Source organism: Aquabacter sp., from assembly GCF_965279295.1.
Classification (GTDB): Bacteria; Pseudomonadota; Alphaproteobacteria; order Rhizobiales; family Xanthobacteraceae; genus Aquabacter.
Window position 1 is genome coordinate 54,107 of record NZ_CBDIHQ010000008.1, and the last position, 19,802, is coordinate 73,908.

At 66.8% G+C, this 19,802-nt stretch carries 18 protein-coding genes; 11 read left to right on the forward strand and 7 right to left on the reverse strand.

Features of this window, described 5'->3' with window-relative positions; all coding sequences use genetic code 11:
* Positions 1 to 94: 94 nt before the first annotated feature.
* The 4 genes from ADADO0_RS02800 to ADADO0_RS02815 are packed head-to-tail and all read left to right on the forward strand — an operon-like array spanning position 95 to position 5,009.
* Positions 95 to 1,543: a UDP-N-acetylmuramoyl-L-alanyl-D-glutamate--2,6-diaminopimelate ligase gene (locus tag ADADO0_RS02800; RefSeq protein ID WP_511303566.1), complete on the forward strand. Its 1,449-nt coding sequence runs from the start codon at positions 95 to 97 to the stop codon at positions 1,541 to 1,543.
* Positions 1,540 to 2,979 (forward strand): UDP-N-acetylmuramoylalanyl-D-glutamyl-2,6-diaminopimelate--D-alanyl-D-alanine ligase, encoded by a 1,440-nt coding sequence (locus tag ADADO0_RS02805; RefSeq protein ID WP_511303567.1) that lies wholly within the window; start codon positions 1,540 to 1,542, stop codon positions 2,977 to 2,979. The genes ADADO0_RS02800 and ADADO0_RS02805 overlap by 4 nt, the downstream gene beginning before the upstream one ends.
* A gap of 4 nt (positions 2,980 to 2,983) precedes the next feature.
* On the forward strand, positions 2,984 to 4,066 hold the full coding sequence (gene mraY, locus ADADO0_RS02810) for a phospho-N-acetylmuramoyl-pentapeptide-transferase (RefSeq protein WP_511303568.1): 1,083 nt from the start codon (positions 2,984 to 2,986) through the stop codon (positions 4,064 to 4,066).
* A 25-nt stretch (positions 4,067 to 4,091) separates the two neighbouring features.
* Positions 4,092 to 5,009 (forward strand): cation diffusion facilitator family transporter, encoded by a 918-nt coding sequence (locus ADADO0_RS02815; RefSeq protein WP_511303569.1) that lies wholly within the window; start codon positions 4,092 to 4,094, stop codon positions 5,007 to 5,009.
* Between the two features lie 316 nt (positions 5,010 to 5,325).
* Here ADADO0_RS02815 and ADADO0_RS02820 read toward each other — a convergent pair whose 3' ends face one another.
* Together ADADO0_RS02820 and ADADO0_RS02825 are read right to left on the reverse strand one after the other, a co-directional pair.
* Positions 5,326 to 5,535 (reverse strand): cold-shock protein, encoded by a 210-nt coding sequence (locus ADADO0_RS02820; protein WP_511303570.1) that lies wholly within the window; start codon positions 5,533 to 5,535, stop codon positions 5,326 to 5,328.
* A 262-nt stretch (positions 5,536 to 5,797) separates the two neighbouring features.
* The gene (locus ADADO0_RS02825; protein ID WP_511303571.1) at positions 5,798 to 6,010 is read right to left on the reverse strand and encodes a hypothetical protein; all 213 of its coding nucleotides are present in this window, start codon (positions 6,008 to 6,010) and stop codon (positions 5,798 to 5,800) included.
* Positions 6,011 to 6,463: 453 nt separating this feature from the next.
* On the opposite strand from ADADO0_RS02825, the gene ADADO0_RS02830 reads away from it, so the two are divergent.
* On the forward strand, positions 6,464 to 6,697 hold the full coding sequence (locus tag ADADO0_RS02830) for a hypothetical protein (protein WP_511303572.1): 234 nt from the start codon (positions 6,464 to 6,466) through the stop codon (positions 6,695 to 6,697).
* 114 nt (positions 6,698 to 6,811) lie between these two features.
* Positions 6,812 to 8,203, forward strand: coding sequence for a UDP-N-acetylmuramoyl-L-alanine--D-glutamate ligase (gene murD, locus ADADO0_RS02835; RefSeq protein ID WP_511303573.1), 1,392 nt, complete (start codon positions 6,812 to 6,814; stop codon positions 8,201 to 8,203).
* Positions 8,204 to 8,219: 16 nt separating this feature from the next.
* On the opposite strand, the gene ADADO0_RS02840 is transcribed toward murD, so the two are convergent.
* The gene (locus tag ADADO0_RS02840; protein ID WP_511303574.1) at positions 8,220 to 8,894 is read right to left on the reverse strand and encodes a hypothetical protein; all 675 of its coding nucleotides are present in this window, start codon (positions 8,892 to 8,894) and stop codon (positions 8,220 to 8,222) included.
* A gap of 214 nt (positions 8,895 to 9,108) precedes the next feature.
* On the opposite strand from ADADO0_RS02840, the gene ADADO0_RS02845 reads away from it, so the two are divergent.
* Positions 9,109 to 9,999: a TIGR01459 family HAD-type hydrolase gene (locus ADADO0_RS02845; protein WP_511303575.1), complete on the forward strand. Its 891-nt coding sequence runs from the start codon at positions 9,109 to 9,111 to the stop codon at positions 9,997 to 9,999.
* Positions 10,000 to 10,050: 51 nt separating this feature from the next.
* Positions 10,051 to 11,055, forward strand: a complete 1,005-nt coding sequence (locus ADADO0_RS02850) for a bifunctional riboflavin kinase/FAD synthetase (RefSeq protein WP_511303576.1) — start codon at positions 10,051 to 10,053, stop codon at positions 11,053 to 11,055.
* A gap of 31 nt (positions 11,056 to 11,086) precedes the next feature.
* Here ADADO0_RS02850 and ADADO0_RS02855 read toward each other — a convergent pair whose 3' ends face one another.
* The 3 genes from ADADO0_RS02855 to ADADO0_RS02865 form a co-directional block, all read right to left on the reverse strand.
* Positions 11,087 to 12,145, reverse strand: coding sequence for an outer-membrane lipoprotein carrier protein LolA (locus tag ADADO0_RS02855; RefSeq protein WP_511303577.1), 1,059 nt, complete (start codon positions 12,143 to 12,145; stop codon positions 11,087 to 11,089).
* A 95-nt stretch (positions 12,146 to 12,240) separates the two neighbouring features.
* Positions 12,241 to 14,805: a DNA translocase FtsK gene (locus ADADO0_RS02860; protein ID WP_511303578.1), complete on the reverse strand. Its 2,565-nt coding sequence runs from the start codon at positions 14,803 to 14,805 to the stop codon at positions 12,241 to 12,243.
* 10 nt (positions 14,806 to 14,815) lie between these two features.
* The gene (locus ADADO0_RS02865) at positions 14,816 to 16,015 is read right to left on the reverse strand and encodes an aminotransferase class I/II-fold pyridoxal phosphate-dependent enzyme (protein WP_511303579.1); all 1,200 of its coding nucleotides are present in this window, start codon (positions 16,013 to 16,015) and stop codon (positions 14,816 to 14,818) included.
* A gap of 189 nt (positions 16,016 to 16,204) precedes the next feature.
* Here ADADO0_RS02865 and ADADO0_RS02870 point away from each other — a divergent pair, with 189 nt between their 5' ends.
* Complete coding sequence (locus tag ADADO0_RS02870; protein ID WP_511303580.1) at positions 16,205 to 17,104, forward strand: alpha/beta hydrolase; 900 nt, start codon at positions 16,205 to 16,207, stop codon at positions 17,102 to 17,104.
* Positions 17,105 to 17,114: 10 nt separating this feature from the next.
* Here ADADO0_RS02870 and ADADO0_RS02875 read toward each other — a convergent pair whose 3' ends face one another.
* Positions 17,115 to 17,636: a MarR family winged helix-turn-helix transcriptional regulator gene (locus ADADO0_RS02875; protein ID WP_511303581.1), complete on the reverse strand. Its 522-nt coding sequence runs from the start codon at positions 17,634 to 17,636 to the stop codon at positions 17,115 to 17,117.
* Positions 17,637 to 17,795: 159 nt separating this feature from the next.
* On the opposite strand from ADADO0_RS02875, the gene ADADO0_RS02880 reads away from it, so the two are divergent.
* Together ADADO0_RS02880 and ADADO0_RS02885 are read left to right on the forward strand one after the other, a co-directional pair.
* Positions 17,796 to 18,680, forward strand: coding sequence for a VOC family protein (locus tag ADADO0_RS02880; protein WP_511303582.1), 885 nt, complete (start codon positions 17,796 to 17,798; stop codon positions 18,678 to 18,680).
* Between the two features lie 45 nt (positions 18,681 to 18,725).
* Positions 18,726 to 19,769 (forward strand): Ldh family oxidoreductase, encoded by a 1,044-nt coding sequence (locus ADADO0_RS02885; protein WP_511303583.1) that lies wholly within the window; start codon positions 18,726 to 18,728, stop codon positions 19,767 to 19,769.
* The last annotated feature ends 33 nt before the right edge of the window (positions 19,770 to 19,802 follow it).

Genomic DNA, 19,802 nt, shown 5'->3' on the forward strand with positions numbered 1-19,802 from the left:
GGGGCACGGTTTCCGCCGGGGGCGCTCCGGAGAGGCCATGCCCCCGCCTCAGCCGTCCCGCCCGGCAGAAGGCATACAGTGAGATGCAGGTGCGATGACGCAAAGACCCATCGGCGATCTTCTGGACGGCCACGCCCGCCTGATGGCGGGGAGTGCGGCCACGCTGGTTTCGGGGATCACCGCCGACAGTCGCAAGGTGACGCCGGGCACGCTGTTCGTCGCCATTCCCGGCACCAAAGCGGACGGCGCGCACTTTATTCACCAGGCTGTGGCGCAGGGCGCGGCCGCCGTGCTGATGGAGCCCGCCGGCGAGATGCCCGGCATCGCTGTTCCCATTGCCTATTCGCTGAACGTGCGGCGCTCGCTGGCGCTGGCGGCATCGCGCCTGTTCGCGCGCCAGCCGGCCACCATCGCCGCCGTGACGGGGACAGCGGGAAAGACCTCCGTCGCCTTCTTTCTGCGCCACATGTTCGCTCAACTCGGTCATCGCGCGGCCTATCTCGGCACGCTGGGCCTGATCGCCCCTGATGGCGCCACCTACGGCGGACTCACCTCACCCGACCCGGTGGACCTGCACCAGACCCTGGACCGCCTGGCGGGAGAGGGCGTGACCCACATGGCGCTTGAAGCCTCCTCCCACGGGCTCGACCAGTTTCGCCTGGATGGGGTGCGCCTTTCGGCCGGCGGATTCACCAATCTCGGCCGAGACCACCTGGATTATCACCCGAGCGTCCAGGACTATTTCCGCGCCAAGCTGCGCCTGTTCACCGAGCTGCTGCCGGACGGGGCGCCCGCGGTCGCGCTTCTGGATGCGCCTTATGGTGCCGCGAGCCTCGCCTATGCCCGCACCCGGGGCCTGCCGGTGCTGGCGATCGGCAAGGGCGGGGACATCGACATCGCAGGCATTGCCGCCGAAGGGGTCGGCCAGCGGGTGCGGCTCGCCGGCGGGCGGGAGATCCTGGTGCCGCTCATGGGCCGCTTCCAGGCCGACAATGCTTTGGTCGCCGCCGGCCTGGCGATCGCCTGCGGCGTCGGCGCGGCCGTGGCGTTCGGTGCCATGGGCCGCCTGCCGGGCGTGCCGGGCCGCATGGAGCGGGTCGGTTCGGACCCCGACCGCCTGGTGTTCGTGGATTATGCCCACAAGCCCGAAGCCCTCGCGGCAGTATTGGACACATTGCGCCCGGCGGTGCCGGGGCGGGTCATCGCCCTGTTCGGGTGCGGCGGCGACCGGGATTCGGGAAAACGCCCGCTGATGGGCGCAATCGCGGCCGAACGTGCCGATATCGTCATCGTCACCGACGATAATCCCCGCAGCGAAACGCCGGCCGCGATCCGCGCGCAAATCCTCGCGGCGGCGCCCGGCGCGCTGGAAATCAGCGATCGGGCCAAGGCAATCGACGCGGCGGTAAGGATGCTTCAACCTGGGGATGCGCTTGTGGTCGCCGGCAAGGGTCACGAAACCGGCCAAATCCTGGGCGACCGCATTCTTCCCTTCTCGGATTCGGCGGCGGTCCTCGCGGCTCTGGGGGAGAAAGGTTCATGATGACGCTGGCGGACAGCCCCCTTTACGGCATTGATGAACTGGCGAACGCGGTTTACGGCGAGGTGCGCGGCATCCCGGCGCCGATCACCGGCATCTCCATCGACACCCGCACGCTTCAGCCCGGCGATATCTTCTTCGCCATCTCCGGCGACAACAGCGACGGCCACGCCTATGTCGGGCGCGCGCTGGAGAATGGGGCCTCCCTGGCTGTGGTTACACGGGAAAAGGCCAATGTCTTTGAATCCGGCACGCCGCTGCTGGTGGTCGATGATGTGCTCGCCGCCATGGTCGCGACCGGGCTCGCGGCCCGCGCCCGCTCGTCGGCGCGAATCGCCGCCGTGACTGGATCGGTCGGCAAGACCACCACCAAGGAGGCCTTGCGCCTTGCCCTTTCGGCGGATGGACGCACCCACGCTTCCGCCGCCTCCTACAACAACCATTGGGGCGTGCCGCTGTCGCTTGCCCGCCTGCCGCGCAAGGCGCGCTTTGGCGTGTTCGAGATCGGCATGAACCACCCCGGCGAGATCACGCCCCTGGTGCGCATGGTGCGCCCACATGTGGCGGTGGTGACTACGGTGGAGCCGGTGCATATCGCGCAATTCTCCGACATCGAGGAGATCGCCGACGCCAAGGCGGAGATTTTCGACGGGCTGGAGCCGGGCGGAAGCGCGGTGCTCAATATCGACAATCCCCAGTTCGCCCGTCTCGCTGCGGCCGCCGCCGCGCGCGGTGCAGACGTGGTGACGTTCGGTGCCGATGCCGCCGCCGATTGCCGGTTGATCGAGATGAGCCTCAAGCCCCATTGCACCACCATGGTGGCCGATGTGCTCGGCACGCGGGTGACGCTGAAGGTGGGCATGCCCGGTCGGCATATCGTCCAGAATGTGCTTGCGGTTCTAGCCACCGCAAAGCTTCTGGGTGCGGACCTGGCGCTTGCGGGACTGGCGCTCGCCGGGCTGCGGCCCCCGCCGGGGCGCGGTGTGCCGGTGCCGCTGGCGCTCGCTGGCGGGACGGCGATGCTGCTGGACGAAAGCTATAACGCCAACCCGGCCTCGATGCGGGCCGCCCTCGATGTGTTGAGCCGCACCCCGGTGGGGCCACGCGGGCGCCGCATCGCGGTTCTCGGCGACATGCTGGAATTGGGGGCGGACGGCCCCCGGCATCACGCAGACCTTGCCGAACCGATCGCCGCGTGCGGCATCGACCTGGTGTTCTGCTGTGGGCCGCTGATGCACGAACTCTGGCGCGCCTTGCCAGCGGACCGTCGGGGAGGCTATGCGCCGGCATCCGACACGCTCGTTCCGATCCTCGGGGCGGCGTTGAGGGCGGGCGACACGCTCATGGTCAAGGGCTCCAACGGCTCCCGGATGGGGCCGCTGGTGAAGGCGCTGGCCGACCGTTTCCGCGCGACCGAAGAGGCTGCGCTCGAAGGATAGTCAGATGCTTCAGTGGCTTTCGCAGCTCAACGATATCTTCCCGGGCCTCAACGTCTTCCGCTACATCACCTTCCGCACCGGCGGGGCGATCGTCACGGCGCTGCTGTTCGTGTTCCTGTTCGGCCCTGCGATCATTTCGGTTTTGCGGGTGAAGCAGGGCAAGGGCCAGCCGATCCGCAGCGACGGGCCGCAGTCGCATCTCCTGAAGAAGGGCACGCCCACAATGGGCGGGCTGATGATCCTCTCCGGGCTCATCGTCGCCACGCTGCTGTGGGCGAACCTGAGCAACCCCTATGTCTGGATCGTCCTGTTCGTGACGCTGGGTTTCGGGCTGATCGGTTTCTATGACGATTATCTCAAGGTCACGAAGCAGACCCATGCCGGGGTCTCCGGCAAGACGCGGCTGGCAGCGGAATTCCTGATCGCCGGCCTGGCGGTCATCGCCTTCATCCATGTGGGCCGCATCGGACTGTCCTCCTCCGTGGCGTTCCCGTTCTTCAAGGACCTGCTGCTGGATCTCGGCTGGTTCTTCGTGCTGTTCGGCGCCTTTGTCATCGTCGCCGCCGGCAACGCGGTGAACCTCACCGACGGGCTGGATGGGCTCGCCATCGTACCGGTGATGATCGCGGCGGGGTCGTTCGGCGTCGTCACCTATCTCGCCGGCAACGTGGTGTTCGCGGACTATCTGCAAATCCATTACGTGGCCGGCGCGGGCGAACTCGCGGTGCTGTGCGGCGCGATCATCGGCGCTGGGCTGGGCTTTCTGTGGTTCAACGCGCCCCCGGCGCAGATATTCATGGGCGACACCGGGTCGCTGGCGCTGGGCGGGCTGCTCGGCTCCATCTCGGTCGCGATCAAGCATGAGATGGTGCTGGCGGTGATCGGCGGCCTGTTCGTGCTGGAAGCGGTCTCGGTGATCGTCCAGGTCATCTCGTTCCGCCTGACCGGCAAGCGGGTGTTCAAGATGGCGCCTATCCATCATCATTTCGAGCAGCTCGGCTGGACCGAAAGCCAGGTGGTGATCCGGTTCTGGATCGTCTCGGTGGTCCTCGCCCTGCTCGGTCTCGCCACGCTCAAGCTGCGGTGAGCGGGCACCCCTGACCGGAGCCGGCATGGCGAACGACGCGCGAACCTCGACCCTGCCGGATGCCGCCGCGCTTGCGCGGGAACGCTCAATGCTGATGGGCGCGATCTCCGACATGGCGATGGGCGCGGTCTTCCTGATCGTGTCGGTGTGGTCCAATTCGCTGATGATGCTGGCCGAGTCGGCCCGCGCGATGCTGCTCCTGGCGCTGGAAATTGTTCTGCTGGTGCTGTTGCGACGTATCCAGCGCGGGCGCACCCATGATTTCGACTATGGCGCGGGCAAGCTGGAGCAGTTCGCCAATGCCGGTATCGGCACCGCCATGGGCATCGCTGGTCTCTCGGTGGCGATCGCCGCCGCCTATCGCTGGTGGCATCCGCCGGAGCAGCACGGTCTCGCCATGATCTTCGCCGTCGTAATGTGCGCTGCCAACCTCGTGCAGAACGGGTTGGTGTTCCGCGCGCTGTGGCGCGTGGGGCGGGACGGGCGTTCCCTGATCCTGACCGGACAGGTGCGCACGCGGCTTGCCAAGCTGGTCTCCTCGGGGATCGTCCTGCTGGCGTTGACGGTGAATGTCTTGGCCGGCAGCGGGCTCGTTGGCCGGGTCGCCGAAGCTGCGGGCGCGGGCTTCGTTGCCTTCGTGATGCTTCAGCTTGCGGTTTCCATGTGGCGCCATGCACTCCCCTCCCTGCTGGACCGAACCCTGGAGGAGGGCCAGCAGCTTCTGATCAACCGGGTTCTGGTGAACCATTTCGATGATTACGATGAACTGCATGCGGTGCGCTCAAGGCTTTCGGGCAACACGGCGTTCGTCGAGATCGAGCTTGGTTTTCAGGGCGCGCGGAGCCTTGCGGAGGTGCAGGTGGCCGTCGACCGGGTGAGGGCCGAGATCGAGCGGCTGATCCCGGGCGCGGGCGTCACCGTGACGCCGGTGGCTGTGGGATAGGCTGCGGCATGAAGGCGATGCCCTAAAAAGGAAGGCGACGCCCCAAAACGCGAAAAGCCCCGCGTCCCTGGGGGACACGGGGCTTGAAGGCAGAGGCGCCACCGTGATGGCGTCTCGGTCTTGCTAAACCATCTTCCTGTCGAAACGTTCTCCGCTTGCTCCTGACCGCCAGTACATCCGTGGTCGATCGAATTGCAGCGAAGAAATCCGTCCAGCGAAGCGGCAATTTTTTACAAGGTCTTGAGAGCAGATGATCGAGCGGGAACGCCAGATCAGAAACACTCTCTCACTCTAAATCGCCGCCCTGCCGTTAAAGTCAGGAAATGACGGTCAGATTCGATGCGGACATCTTGCCGCGCTGGTCAGCAACCAGCTCAAAACCAACCTTCTGGCCTTCGCGAAGACCCTGAAGACCGGCGCGCTCTACAGCGCTGATATGCACGAAAGCATCACTGCCACCGCTATCCGGAGCGATGAAGCCGTAACCCTTTTCGGCGTTAAACCACTTTACGGTTCCCGTAGTCATGGGAAACCCTTTCAACAACGTAGGTAGTGCTCGCCCACGGAGACCGCAGGCCGTCGAATTTGCATTTTTTCGGGTATGATATCGTCAGCAGCGCACTGAGTTTCCAGCGCAAGCCAAGTCGTCTGACCGTCTATCGACTAACGAGAAGATGGAGCATCAAAAGCGAAAAGTCAATTTTTATTCGTTTTTATCTCGCACACGCTCTGAAAGCTCAATCAAGGACAAGGGTTTGGACGTCAAAACACCCTCGCCTGCGTGCCGGTCACTCGCCAGGAACAGCCGCTTCCAGGGCCTCGATCTGGCTCTCCGTCGCCACGCGCTCGAACGGCTCGTCGGCGGATCGCAGGCGGTAACGGAACTCGCCCTGCTCGGCCGGAAGCACGCCCACCACCTCAAACGACGGCGCGGCGGAGCGGTAGGTCAGGGGGCGATTGAGCGCGACCCTGGCGCCGACGGAAAATTTGCGGATGCTCATGATCTTGATTGGTCCTTCCGTGTCTCGAACGGTGCCGCGTCGCCGATCAGCTTTGCGCCAGATGATGCCCGAGACGTGAAGTAAGGGAGGCTCGACATTAGGGCGCCCGGCAATGCAGGCGGGAGCAGCCAAGCTCTCAGTCCCGGCGCCTGTTATCTTCAGCCGAGAATGTCGCAATGATGCGCCTTTCAGGCTAAGCTGACCAGGAAAATCTATCCGATCCCATGCCGCTCGACGTTTGATAGGTCCGCAGGCACATCTTTCGTATCCGAAATGGGGCGATCGGATTTTGGAACTGTTTCGGCCGAAATGGTGTTACTACTTAGGCGTTGCAGTAATGAATATCATCCGCTCCCTCTGTTTATGACAGGGGTTGCGCGCAAGACGTTTGGCGGTGATGCGCCGCCGCCACCCGCCTGCCTCGGCAAGCCCCGCACCCACACTGGAAAAGACATGACCGCCACCACTACAGAACCCCGCAAGAGCCTCTCCACCTCCGAGCGTCAGCGGCAGATGGATGAATCCGTGAAGCAGGCGATGGCGCTTTACCAGCGCGACGGCGACGCAATGCGTGCCAATACGGCCCGGCTCAAGGCCCTTCGCGAAGCCCACGAAGCCGCCGCCGCCGCCGAGAAGGCCGCCGCTGCTCCCGTGAAGAAGGTCCGCAAGACCGCCAAAGCAAGCTGAATCGAGATCTGAGCGCCTCAGGGATCCGTTTAGGTATGAGCACGCCCGCGCTTCCCTTAGGCGCGACGGCGCACTAATCCTCGTGGAGCTTTCCTTTTCCCGGCGCGCTGCACCATGATTCCCGTTTCAACCTTCGCAAACCGCTCCGTCGCCGTGTTCGGGCTTGGCGGTTCGGGGCTCGCCACCGCGCAGGCGCTGATGGCTGGCGGTGCATTGGTCGTCGCTTTCGACGATGGTGAGAAGGGCCGCACCAGCGCGTTGGAGGCGGGCATTCCCGTCGGCGACCTGCGCGATCTCGACTGGAGCGATGTTGCTGCCCTGGTGCTTTCGCCCGGTGTGCCGCTCACACATCCCGCGCCCCATTGGTCGGTGAAGCTGGCGCAGGCCAATGGCGTGCCCGTGATCGGCGATATCGAACTGTTCTGCCGCGAGCGGCGCGCCCATGCGCGCCATTCCCCGTTTGTCGCAATCACAGGCACCAACGGGAAAAGCACCACCACCGCGCTAATTTCCCATCTGTTGCAGAAGGGCGGGCGCGACGTGCAGATGGGCGGCAATATCGGCACCGCCATGCTCTCGCTCGCTCCGCCGGCTGGCCGGCGGGTCCATGTTGTGGAGTGCTCATCCTACCAGATCGACCTTGCCCCCAGCCTCGACCCCTCGGTCGGCGTGCACCTCAACCTGACGCCTGACCATCTCGACCGGCACGGCTCGATGGATGGCTATGCCGCGGTAAAGGAGCAATTGATCGCCGGCGTCGAGTCGGGCGGTACGGCCGTGGTGGGCGTGGATGACGACTATTCCATCGCCATCGCCGAGCGCGCCGAACGCATCGGCACCCATGTGGTGCGGATCTCGGCGACGCGTCCGCTTGCCGACGGCGTCTGGCGCGATGGCGATGCCATTGTGTTGAGCGAGGGTGGAGAGGAGCGGTTCCGCCTGCCCTTGACCGGCATCGCCGCGCTGCGGGGCGCGCACAATGCGCAGAACGCCGCTGCGGCGTTCGCCGCCGCCCGCGCCATCGGCCTGTCGCCCGAGGTGATCGCAGTGGGCATCCGCAGCTTCCCCGGCCTCGCCCACCGCATGGAGCAGGTGGGGACGCGCGAGGGCGTGATCTTCATCAATGACAGCAAGGCGACCAACGCCGACGCCACGGAGCGGGCGTTGCTGAGTTTCTCGGACATCTTCTGGATTGCCGGCGGCAAGCCGAAGGAAGGTGGCATCGCCCCCCTGGCGCCGCTGTTTCCCAAGGTGCGCAAGGCCTATCTGATCGGCGCGGCCGCCGAGGATTTTTCCCGCACGCTGGGCGAAGAGGTGCCGCACGAAATATCAGGCACGCTGGAGGTCGCCGTTGCGGCCGCAGCACGGGACGCGCGGGCGGCCGGCCTCTCCCAGGCTGTGGTCCTGCTCTCGCCGGCCTGCGCCTCGTTCGATCAGTTCGCGAATTTCGAGGTCCGGGGCGATGCCTTCCGCGATCTCGTGCGGGCGCTGCCGGGCGTGGTCTGAGGGCCGTCGTCTAGACTTAAGGCGCGGGTAGCTTCTGGTACGTGTTCTTCAGCTCGTCCTGCACCACCGTGGCCTTGCCGGTCGCCTTCAAAAACAGGTCCTGCGCCAGGGTTTCCACGGCATAGCTCCACCCTGCGGGTAGTTTCAGGCGAGCGCCGAGCGTCGGCAGGTCCGTGTAGGTCAGGCTCTTGTCCACGAACGCGGCATAGGCCTGCATCACATAGACGGCGCCGTTCGGGGCGGTCAGGCGGAAGGTCGGCTTGCCAGCGTCGAACTGATAGACGGTTTCGCGGTCGATGACGTGTTCCGTATAGGGTGCGTTGTCGGTCTGGCCGGGGGAGAGCTTCACCTCGGCCCGGCTCTCGAACGTTAGGCCATTCAATTCCACCATCACGCCCTTGGCCGTGGCGCCGGAGGGGATGATGCGGTCCATGAGAAAATAGCGCGGGCCGTTCATCAGCACGGCCACCGCGCCGAACTGCTTGCGCACCTCGGCCTCCGATATCCCGTCCCATTCCTTCTGCGGGCAGTCGTTGTAGCCGATGGTGTTGAACACCAGAGTCTTGAGCCCGCCGATCCCGAGGGTGATTGGGAGGATCTCGCAATAGCGTTTATTGCGAAGCTCCTGATGGCCCTGTGCGAGAGCCGCGGCCGGCAGCAGCGCGAGCAACAGCGCGAAAACCCGTTTCATGCCCATCCCCTCGGCCAGCGTTACCGGCAAAGCTTACGTCCGGCCGCAGCATGCGGAAAGGGTCCGCACCCTTAGAGGCAAAAAACGCCAGTGGGGCGACTGGGGTGGCTGGCGAGACGGGGACCGCTTGGCCGATGTCGTTCCATGTGTCGCTGGCCTTGTTCCCGCCGTCGCGCCGTGGCACCTCCTCGCGCAGCGTTGAGAGGAGCCGGCGATGGTGGATCAGATGAGCGTCGAACTGGTGGCCCCGCGCCGGGTGTCCGGCCTGTCCGAACTGGCCGGCGATTACGACCTCATCCTGTGCGACGTCTGGGGTGTCATCCACAACGGCATCGCCGCCTTTCCGGCCGCCTGCGCCGCCCTGAGCAAGGCGCGGGCGCAGGGGGTGAGTGTGGTGCTGGTCTCCAATGCCCCACGCCCATCCGCGTTCATCATCACCATGCTGCGGAACCTGGGCGTGCCGGCGAGCGCCTATGATGCGGTGGTCACGTCAGGCGATGTCACCCGCTCGCTTCTGGCAAGCAGGGCCGGCGCCCGCATCTTCCACCTCGGGCCGCCGCGCGACCTCGGCACGTTCGACGATATCGACGTGGTGAAGACCGATATCGCCAATGCCGAGTTGGTGGTCTGCACCGGCCTTCTGGACGACGAAGTGGAGACGCCGGCCGATTATGCGAATTGGCTGGCGGAGGTGAAGGCGCGCGGCCTGCCCTTCATCTGCGCCAATCCCGACATCGTGGTGGAGCGCGGCTCACGACTGATCTATTGCGCCGGCGCCATTGCGCGGGCGTATGAGGAGATCGGCGGGGAAACCATTTATTGCGGCAAGCCCTACCGGCCGGTCTACGAGGTGGCGCTGGCACGGGCCGCCGCCCTGCGCCCGCAAGGCGTAGGCGAGGGTCGCGTCCTGTGCATCGGCGATGCGCTGCGCACCGACATCATCGGCGCGACCGGGGCCGGCTTTGACAGCCTGTTTATCGCCAGCGGCATCCATGCCGAGGAGTTGAATGCGCAGGAGGGGTCGGAGCCGGACGCCGAGGCGCTCGCCAACCTGTTTTCCGGTCATGCACATCCGCGCGGCGTGATGCCGCGTCTCGCATGGTGATGCGGCGCGCTGGGTCCCTCCGCTTGACGCTTCGCAGAGCGTGGGCGAAGGGTGACGCCCCTGCCTGCGACCCAGCCGGTGCCGATGCCCGTGTCCTCGCCTGATCGCCCCCCATTCACCGTCGTCGAGGGCCTGACGCCGCTTCCGGCGGCGTTGCAGCGCCCGGTTCTCGCTGTCGGGAATTTCGACGGGGTGCATCGCGGCCATCGCGCCGTGGCGGCGGCGGCGCGCGCCATGGCGAAGCGCCTGGGGCGCCCGGCAGCGGCGTTGACCTTCGAGCCGCATCCGCGCTCCTTCTTCCAGCCGGGCGCAGCGCTGTTCCGCCTCACGCCGCCGCCGCAGAAGCTGCTGCAACTGGCCTGCACCGGGCTGGACGGTGCCATCGTGCTGCCATTCGACGCCCGTTTCGCCGCCATCACCGCCGAGGGGTTCGTGAGCGATATCCTGGCCGGGCATTTCGGAGCGGTTGCGGTGGCGGTCGGGTTCGACTTTCACTTCGGCCGCGGCCGCAGCGGCTCTCCGGCCTTCCTGCAAGAGGCGGGGGCGCGCGTGGGTATCGAGGTGGAGGTGGTGGAGCCTCAGCGGGACGAGGGTGATCCCATTTCCTCGAGCGCGATCCGCAGTGCGCTGGCGGCGGGGCAGGTGGGCCATGCCGCCCACATGCTGGGGCGGCCCTGGTCGGTGCGCGCGCAGGTGCGCCACGGCGACAAGCGCGGCCGCGACCTCGGCTATCCCACCGCCAACCTGGCGCTGCCGGAAGGGACCGAACTGGCATTCGGCATCTATGCGGTGCGGGCGCGGGTGGGAGACCGGTTGATCGACGGCGTCGCCAGCTATGGCCGGCGGCCGACGTTCGACAATGGCGCGCCGCTGCTGGAGGTGCACCTGTTCGATTTCTCAGGCGATCTCTACGGCCAGGAGATAGAGGTCGCGTTCTACGGCTATCTCAGGCCGGAACTTAAGTTCGACGGCATCGACGCGCTGGTGGCGCAGATGGATCGCGACTCCGAGAATGCCCGCACCGTGCTGGCCCGGCCGGGGCCTTATCCCCGCTGATGATCTCGGCGGATAGGTGCCTATCCCCGGCCTATTGCAGCATGCGGTCGAAGTTGATGACGAACAGCTTGGGGTCCGGCCGGCGGGTATAATCCAGATTGGAGATGGCGACCGAAGTGTCATAGCCCTGCGGATCGGTGACGATCCACTGCCGCAAGGCGTTGGTCTTCGCGTCGAACAGCAGCATCAGCTTATATGTGCCCATCATCGGCACCTTCTCTTCCATCACGACGGTGACGTAGAGATTGTCCTGGTAGACACCGGCCACATGCGGGTCGCGCGCCAGGTCGATATTGTCCGACAACAGGAAGCGCAGCGGGGTCTGCGACAGGGGCGTGATGTCCTGGGTGTTGAGCTTGCGATCCCGCACCGCCACCGACTGGCCGTTGGAAATCAGCTCGATCGGCACCGGTGCGTTATACTCGAAGCGCACGCGGCCGGGCTTCTGCATGTAGAAGTCGCCGGTCTTGCGCGAGCCGTCCGGGTCCACCTGCACGAAGGTGCCGGAGAGCACCTGAACGCCGTTCCAATAGGTATTGATGCGGGCAATCGTGTCGGCCTGGGCGCGATCCTGGTCGCCCTGTGGCGCTGCCACCGGGGCGGGCATAGCGCCACCGCTGCGCGCCGCCGATGCCGACTGGGCGGGTGCGATCTGGGTCGGGGAACTGGGCGCCGCGTTGGCGCTCGCCGGGCGGCGGGCGGGCAGCGGCACGAACGCCTGCTGCGCACCTGCAGAGGGCGGCACGGCCACTTGAGGCGAGGTCTGCGGTGAGGTCGCCTGAGGCGCCGCGGCCTGGACCGCCGGGGCCCGCGGTGCGCCGGCCTGTGAGGCGCTCGCTTGGGGCGCCGCCTGGGGCGCGAACTGCGTCGGCGCCTGAGGGGCGGCTTGGGGCAATGCCTGCTGGGGCGAGAAAAGCTGGAACTGGGTGGGCTGGGTCGCGCCGGGCACGCCGGCGTTGGGGCGCAGCACCTCGCCTGGCGGCAGCAGCACGCCCTGCGCCCGAGGGGCCGTGCCGGTCATCGACGTCGCAGCCAGCCCTGCCGCCAAAGCGAGCACGGAAAAGACGGCGATACGGGCGCGAACGGGCATGGATCGGTCTCGAAGGCGGGGCGAGAGTTTCAAGGTATCAACCCTTCCGTACGCCGTGCCTATGGCGAACCTGTGGCCCCGCTTGCGCGCGGCGGTCATTCGGCGGCTTCGTCCGGCAGCAGGATTTCCCGCTTTCCGGCATGGTTGGGGGCGCCGACGATACCCTCGCGCTCCATCCGCTCCACCAGGGATGCCGCGCGATTGTAGCCGATCTGGAGCCGGCGCTGGATATAGGAGGTCGAGCACTTCTTGTCGCGCACCACCACCGCTATGGCCTGCGAGAACAGGTCCTGACCTTCCTCTCCGAACGCACCCTTGTCGAACACCGCGCCGTCCTCTTCGCCCTCGCCCGCCGCCTCTTCCTGGTCGGCGGTGACGGCTTCGAGATAGTCGGGGGCGCCTTGCGCCTTCAGGTGGCGGACGATGCGTTCCACCTCGTCATCCGACACGAACGGGCCGTGGACGCGGCTGATGCGCCCGCCGCCGGCCATATAGAGCATGTCGCCCTGGCCGAGCAGCTGCTCGGCGCCCATCTCGCCGAGAATGGTGCGGCTGTCGATCTTGGACGTGACCTGGAACGACACGCGGGTCGGGAAATTGGCCTTGATGGTGCCGGTGATGACGTCCACGGAGGGGCGCTGGGTCGCCATGACCAGGTGGATGCCGGCGGCGCGCGCCATCTGCGCCAGGCGCTGGATCGCGCCCTCGATTTCCTTGCCCGCCGTGAGCATGAGGTCGGCCATCTCATCGACGATCACGACGATGTAGGGCAGGGGCGAGAGGTCCATCTCCTCGCGCTCGTAGATCGCTTCGCCGGTCTCGTGGTCGAAGCCGGTCTGCACCGTGCGGGCGATGCTCTCGCCCTTCTTCTCGGCCTCGACGATGCGCTGGTTGAAGCCGTCGATGTTGCGCACGCCCAGCTTCGACATCTTCTTGTAGCGGTCCTCCATCTCGCGCACCGCCCATTTGAGGGCGACCACCGCCTTCTTGGGGTCGGTGACGACGGGCGCCAGGAGGTGCGGGATGCCGTCATAGACGGAGAGTTCCAGCATCTTGGGATCGACCATGATGAGGCGGCATTGCTCCGGCTTCAGCCGGTAAAGCAGCGACAGGATCATGGTGTTGATGGCGACCGATTTGCCCGAGCCGGTGGTGCCGGCGACCAGCAGATGGGGCATGCGGGCGAGATCGACGATGACAGGTTCGCCGCCGATGGTCTTGCCGAGCGCGATCGCCAGCTTGTGGCCGCTCTCGGAGAAGTCGCTGGTGGCGAGAAGCTCGCGCAGCAGCACCTTCTCGCGCTTGGCATTGGGCAGTTCGATGCCGATGGCATTGCGCCCCGGCACTACCGCGACGCGGGCCGAGATGGCGCTCATGGAGCGGGCGATGTCGTCGGCGAGGCCGATGACGCGCGAGGACTTGATGCCGGGCGCCGGCTCCAGCTCATACAGCGTCACCACCGGGCCGGGGCGGACCTGAAGGATTTCGCCGCGCACGCCGAAATCGTCCAGCGTGCCTTCCAGCAGCTTGGCGGTGTCCTGCAAGGCTTCCTGGCTCATGGCCGGGCCCTTGGAGGGCGCGGGGGGCGCCAGCAGGCCAAGTTCGGGAAGCTGGTACACGCCCGGCCGGCCGCGCGGCGGCGGCTCGTTGGAGCGTGCGGCGCGCCCTCCCGAAGCCTGTCGGCGGCTGGGGGTGGGCTGCGGCTCGGGCGCGAATGCCCGTTCTTCTTCCTCGAACGCCTCGCTGTCGCCGCGCGCGACCCCGCCGAGGACCGGCGAGATCGGCGCCGCACGGCCGCCGAGGCTCGGTTCGACACGGCCGGTGGCGGAGGGCCGCTGGTCGGAGGCGAACATATCGCGCATCAGGCCGCCAACGGCGGCGGCGCGACCCCGGCTGCGCTTGGGGAACAGGCGAGCCTTCACGGAAAGCAGGGTGTGGGTGAGCGCGCCGAGCGAGATGGCGCGGCGGTCGCGCTCGTCCTCGTCCTCGTCCTCGTCGTGGTGCTCCTCGTCCACGTCATAGGGCGAGTGGCGCGGGGCGGCTTCGCGGCGCACGCCGGCATTGGGCCGGCTCAGGCCGAAATACATGCCGGTGAGCGCGCAGATGAAGCCGACGGTGCCCACCAGCACCGCATCGAGCGTGGTGGCCCAGCCGCCCCGGAACACGGTGATGAGGCGCGGAAACAGATCGCCGATGGCGCCGCCGAGCCCGGTGGGGATCGGCCAGGAGGGGAATTCCGGCAGCGAGCCGAGGAAGGCGCAGACCCCGAGCAAGCCCAGGGTGAGCGCGCCGGCCCGCAGCCGCTCGCGGCGCAGCGGCCGCGCGGTAAGAAGGCGCCAGCCCCAGAACGAAAGGGAAAGCAGGAGCGCCAGCGAGGCGAGGCCAAGCAACTGCATCAGCAGATCGGCGGCGATGGCGCCGGGCCGGCCCAGGAAGTTCTTCACCCCCGCGTTGCTGGCATTGGAAAGGCTGGGGTCTGTGGCGGACCAGGAGACCATGGCGGCGAGGCAGAACAGGCTGCTGCCGAGCAGCGTTATGCCGGCGATCTGCGCGCTGCGCCGGCGGAGCGCGCGACGCACGCTCTCCGGCACGAAATCCATGGCCAGGCCCGGCGGACGCAGGGCGAGGGGTGATGCTGGACGACGACGGGCCGCGGGCATCCGGTCTCCTTCAGGTCAGTCCGGCGACGAGGCGGTTCAACACCTCGGCGCATGTTTCAAGATCTTGCACGAGGGCGACCCGGATATAGGGGTCGCCTGGATTGATGCCGTCGGCGGCGCGGCGGGCGAGGTAGCCGCCCGGCACGGTGCGCAGCCCCTGCTCGGTCCACAGCTTCAGCGCCGCGGCTTCGCCGCCGCCGACTGCGCTGGCGTCGAGCCAGAGAAAGAACCCGCCAGCGGGGCGCTCATGGCCGAACCGGCCGGCGAGCACCCGGTCGGCAAGGTCGAACTTGTCCCGATAGAGGGCGCGCGAGGCATCCACATGGGCCTCGTCCCCATAGGCGGCGAGGCCGACCATCTGGAGCGGCTCGGGCACCTGGGGCGAGGCTACCCAGCGGAACGCCAGGAAGGCCTTAATGAAGTCGGCGTCACCGGCGCAGAAGCCGCAGCGCAGGCCCGGCAGGGAGGATCGCTTGGAGAGCGAATTGAACGCCAGCACGCCGGAAAAGTCCGACCCGCAGGCTTCGAGGATGCCGGCGGGGGCCTGGTTGCCGAGATAGATCTCGGAATAGCACTCGTCGGAAAACAGATAGGCGCCGTGCGCCCGTGTCATCTCCACCAGCCGCGAGAGATAGGCTTTTGACGCCACCGCGCCCTGCGGATTGGCGGGGGAGGCGATGAACACCGCGACCGTGCGCGCCAGGAGCGCGGGGTCGAGGGCATCCAGATCGGGCAGCCAGCCGCTCTCCTTGGTGGTCGGCATCACCACCACCTCGCAGCCGGCAAGCTCGGTTCCGGCGGCATAAGCGGCATAGAACGGGTTGGGCAGCAGCATCACCGGTGGGCCGGCACGCTCGGACACCAGTCGCTTCGCCACCACGGCGGCGGCGACCAGCCCTTCGCGGGAGCCGTTCAGCACCAGGAGTTCGCGCTCAGGGTCCACCGGGCGCGGCAGGACATAGCGCCGGTCCAGCCAGTCTGCCGCCGCCTTGCGATAGGCGGGCAGGCCCTCCGCGCGGGGATAGCGGCCGAACCCGGCGAGGCTCTCGGCAAGCACACCGGGCACGAATACTGGCATGGCGTGCTGGGGTTCGCCCACCGCCGCGCTGAGGGCAGGCTTCCCCGGCTCCTTGCCCGCCAGCAATTCGGCAAGGCGGACGAAGGGAGAGCGGCGGTCCTCGGGAGCGATCTGAGCGGATGTAACTGGCATGTCTCTGTGTCGCGGAATTCGCCGAACAATGCGGCATCTCGGTTAAGAGGCGCCTAACCTGACGCGGGGACGGCATGCAATTCCTTAATGCCGCTGGCTGGCCCCCACATTGCAAATCAACCCACAAATGATAATTGATTTCGCAACAGTGCGGCCGAGCGAGCCGCCGACCCCTGGGAGGGATGCGTCATGGCCGAATATCCGGTGTCGATCCCCTCCGATGGGCTGATGCTTTCCGGCATCGTGTCCGTGCCCGATGCTCTGGCGGAGGGAGAGCTGCGGGGCGCCTTTCTGGTGTTGCACGGCTTCGGCAGCACCAAGGAGTCCGGCAATGTCATGGGGCCGGCCAAGCTGCTGAACGAATTGGGCTATGTGACCCTGCGCTTCGACATGCGCGGCTGCGGCACCAGCGGCGGCGAGCGCGGGCGGCTGATCTGCATGGAGCAGGTGGCCGACACGCGCAACGCCGTGACCTTCCTCGCCACGCAGCCCGGCGTGGACCCCGCGCGGATCGCCGTGGTGGGTACCAGCTTCGGCGCGGCGGTGGCGGTCTATGCCGGTGGTGTCGACCCGCGCATTGCCGCCGTCATCTCCAACGGCGGCTGGGGCAATGGCGAGCGCAAGTTCCGGGGCCAGCACGCGACGCCGGAGGCCTGGGCGCGGTTCACGAAAATTCTCGAAGACGGACCGAAATTCCGCGCCGCGCACGGCCGCTCGCTCATGGTGTCGCGCCAGGACATCGTGCCCGTGCCGACCCATGTGAAGGACAACATGGCGAAGCAGCATGTGAAGCTGTGGCCGGCCAACGCGCTCCAGGAATTCCCCGCCGAGACCGCGCAGAGCATGTACGACTTCATGGCGGATGAGGTGGTGGGCGCCATCGCGCCGCGCCCGCTGTTGCTGCTGCACAGCGCGTCGGATTCCGTGACACCCACGGAGCAGTCGATTTCGCTGTTCAAGCACGCCGGCCAGCCCACGGAACTGCATCTGTTCAGCGATGCCGACCATTGGATGTTCGCAGAAGACAATCCGCGCATCTGGGGCGTGATCCGCAACTGGCTGGCGGATTATTTCCCGGTCTCCGCCTGAAGATGCGGCTTCAGGCCTGCGTCACCTGCCGCGCCTGTGTGATCAGCTTGTCCATGAGGCTGGAGAGCGTCGCTAACTCCTGCGGCGTCAGCGCGTCGGCGAGTGCGCCATAGTCGTTGGCCGCGCCCGGCCAGGTCGCGGCATGGAAGGCGATGCCGTCTGGCGTCAGCGCGAGAGGAATGCGCCGCCCGCCGTGCGGATCGACCTCCCCGACGGCGAAGCCCCGCAGCAGCAATTCCTTCACGGCGCGATTGACCGCCATTTTCTCGAACCCCCACAGGCTGGTGATCTCGTTGGCGGAGAGGCCGGGGACATGGGCGAGGGTCAGCAGCACCCGCCATGCCACCAGCGACAGGCCGGAATGCAGGCTTGGGTCGGCCTGGACGCGGCGGACCATGAGAGAGGACAGCACATGGATGCGCCAGAGCAGGGACAGTTCGCCGCGCAGCACCGCCTCCGCGCCATCGAGGCGCGCCTGGGTGCGGGATTGCGCCTCCGTGCGGCGGCTTCTGCGCGGCGCTCCTGCGGCCATGTCGTCTTGGGCTCCCCGATGGGTTCCCGTCTCTCATAACGGAATGAACCGGGAAGAGGGAGCGGGAGGACAATTGCCGCGCAGCTTGATTAAATATCATATGAGGTTTAATTTCTCAGGCAGGCGGCGCTGCCGGCACCAAGGGGCCTTGCTATCCCGATGATCAGGATTTCGCGTCTGGCGTTCGCCGCCTTCGTCTCGCCGGACCCCGAGGAATTGGCCGAATATTATTGTGGCGTGATCGGGCTATCCGAAACCGCCCGCGCAGGCGGCAGCATCCATCTGGCGAGCCCACTGGGGGAGACCTGCATCCTCCTTATTTCCGGGGCGCAGACCGCCTGCCGCACCTTGGCGTTCCAGACCAGCCTGGAGATCGCCCTGGCGGACATTGCGAGCTGGCTGGGGAAGAATGGCATCGTCAGCGAACTGCGGCGCGATCCCCATCCGGATATTTCCGAAGTCCTGGCATTCACAGACTGCAACGGCACCGGGATCGAGCTGTTCAATGCCACGCCCAATCCGGTGCTCATGACACCCAATCCTGCGGTTTCGCCGCTCAAGCTCGGCCACATCGCCTTCTTTGTTGATGACATCCAGCGGGCGGTCGGCTTCTACCGGGACATCCTCGGCTTCCGGGTTTCCGACTGGATGGAGGATTTCTTCGTCTTCCTGCGCTGCGGCCCGGACCACCACACCTGCAATTTCATCTCTGCGCCGCGCCGGGGCATGCACCATATCGCCTTCGAGCTTCGCGATTGGGCGCACCTTCAGAACGCGTGCGACTGGCTTTCGCGCAAAAATTGCAAGCTGACCTGGGGGCCGGGGCGCCACGGCATCGGCCACAACATCTTCACCTACCACCGCAACCCGCAGGGGCAGATCATCGAGCTGTTCACCGAGCTGGACACCATGTCCAACGAGGAACTTGGCTATTATGATCCGCGGCCCTGGCACAGGGACCGGCCGCAGCGCCCGAAAGTGTGGAGCGCGAAGGACGCGGTAAATCTTTGGGGCGACGGCCCGCCGCCCGGTCATCGCGACTGAGCCCGGCGCGGCGGTACGCCCTTAAAAAAGGGAGTTGAGCGCGCAATGAGTGACAGTCCTGTTTCAACCAAGGCAAGCGTGCCGCTCCGCGATCCGGCCCATCTCCATGATCTGGTGGTGCGCATCTTCACCAAGTTCGGCAGCTCGGCCGAGGATGCCGCGATCCTCGCCGATATGCTGGTCTGGTCGCACCTCACCGGCCGCGACGGCCATGGTGTGGTCCGCGTGCCGTGGTATGTGCAGATGATCCGCAGCGGTGAGATGAACCCGGTCGGGCGCCTCACCATCGAGAAGCAGCTCGCCGCCACCCTGCTGATCGATGCCGACCGCGCCGCCGGGCCGGTCGCCATGGTGGCCGCAACCGATATCGCCATCGAGCGGGCGCGCACCCAGGGCGGATGCTTCGCCATGGTGCGGCGGACCACCCACACCGGCGCCATCGGCTATTACGCCCTGCGCGCAGCGGAGGCCGGCATGGCGGCAATCGTCATCTGCTCGGGCAAGCCGATCATGGCCTATCACGGTGCCAAGGTGGCGAGCATTTCCACCAGCCCGATCGCCATGGCGGTTCCGGGCGGTAGCGGCGCGCCCATCCTGCTGGACATGGCGACCAGCGTGACCTCGTTCGGCCGGCTGAGGCAGCTGGCGGCGCGCGATGCGGAAATCCCGGAGGGTTGGGCGCTGACCAAGGACGGCCAGCCCACCACCCGCGCGAAGGAGGGCACGATCCCCCTGCCGCTCGGCGGACCGAAGGGCTCGGGGCTGGCGCTGCTGTTCGAGGCCATGACCGGAGTTCTCGCCGGCGCGCCAGTGCTTGTTCCAACCCTCGCCCAGCCGGATGGCCCTGGCCAGGGATCGAGCGCCTTGCTGATGGTGATGGATATCAACGCCTTCACGACGCCGGAGGCGTTCGCCGCCGAGATCGACGCGGTCCGCGCCACGGTACAGGCGCTGCCACGGCAGGAGGGCGTGGATGAAATCTTCCTGCCGGGCGATCGTTCCCGCGCGCTCGCGGTGGCGCGGGCTCGCGACGGCGTTCCGGTGCCCGATGCGCTGATGGCGGAACTTGAGGTGCTCGCCGCAGGCTGACGGCAAGCCGGTTTTGGACGCCCCCGAGCGGGG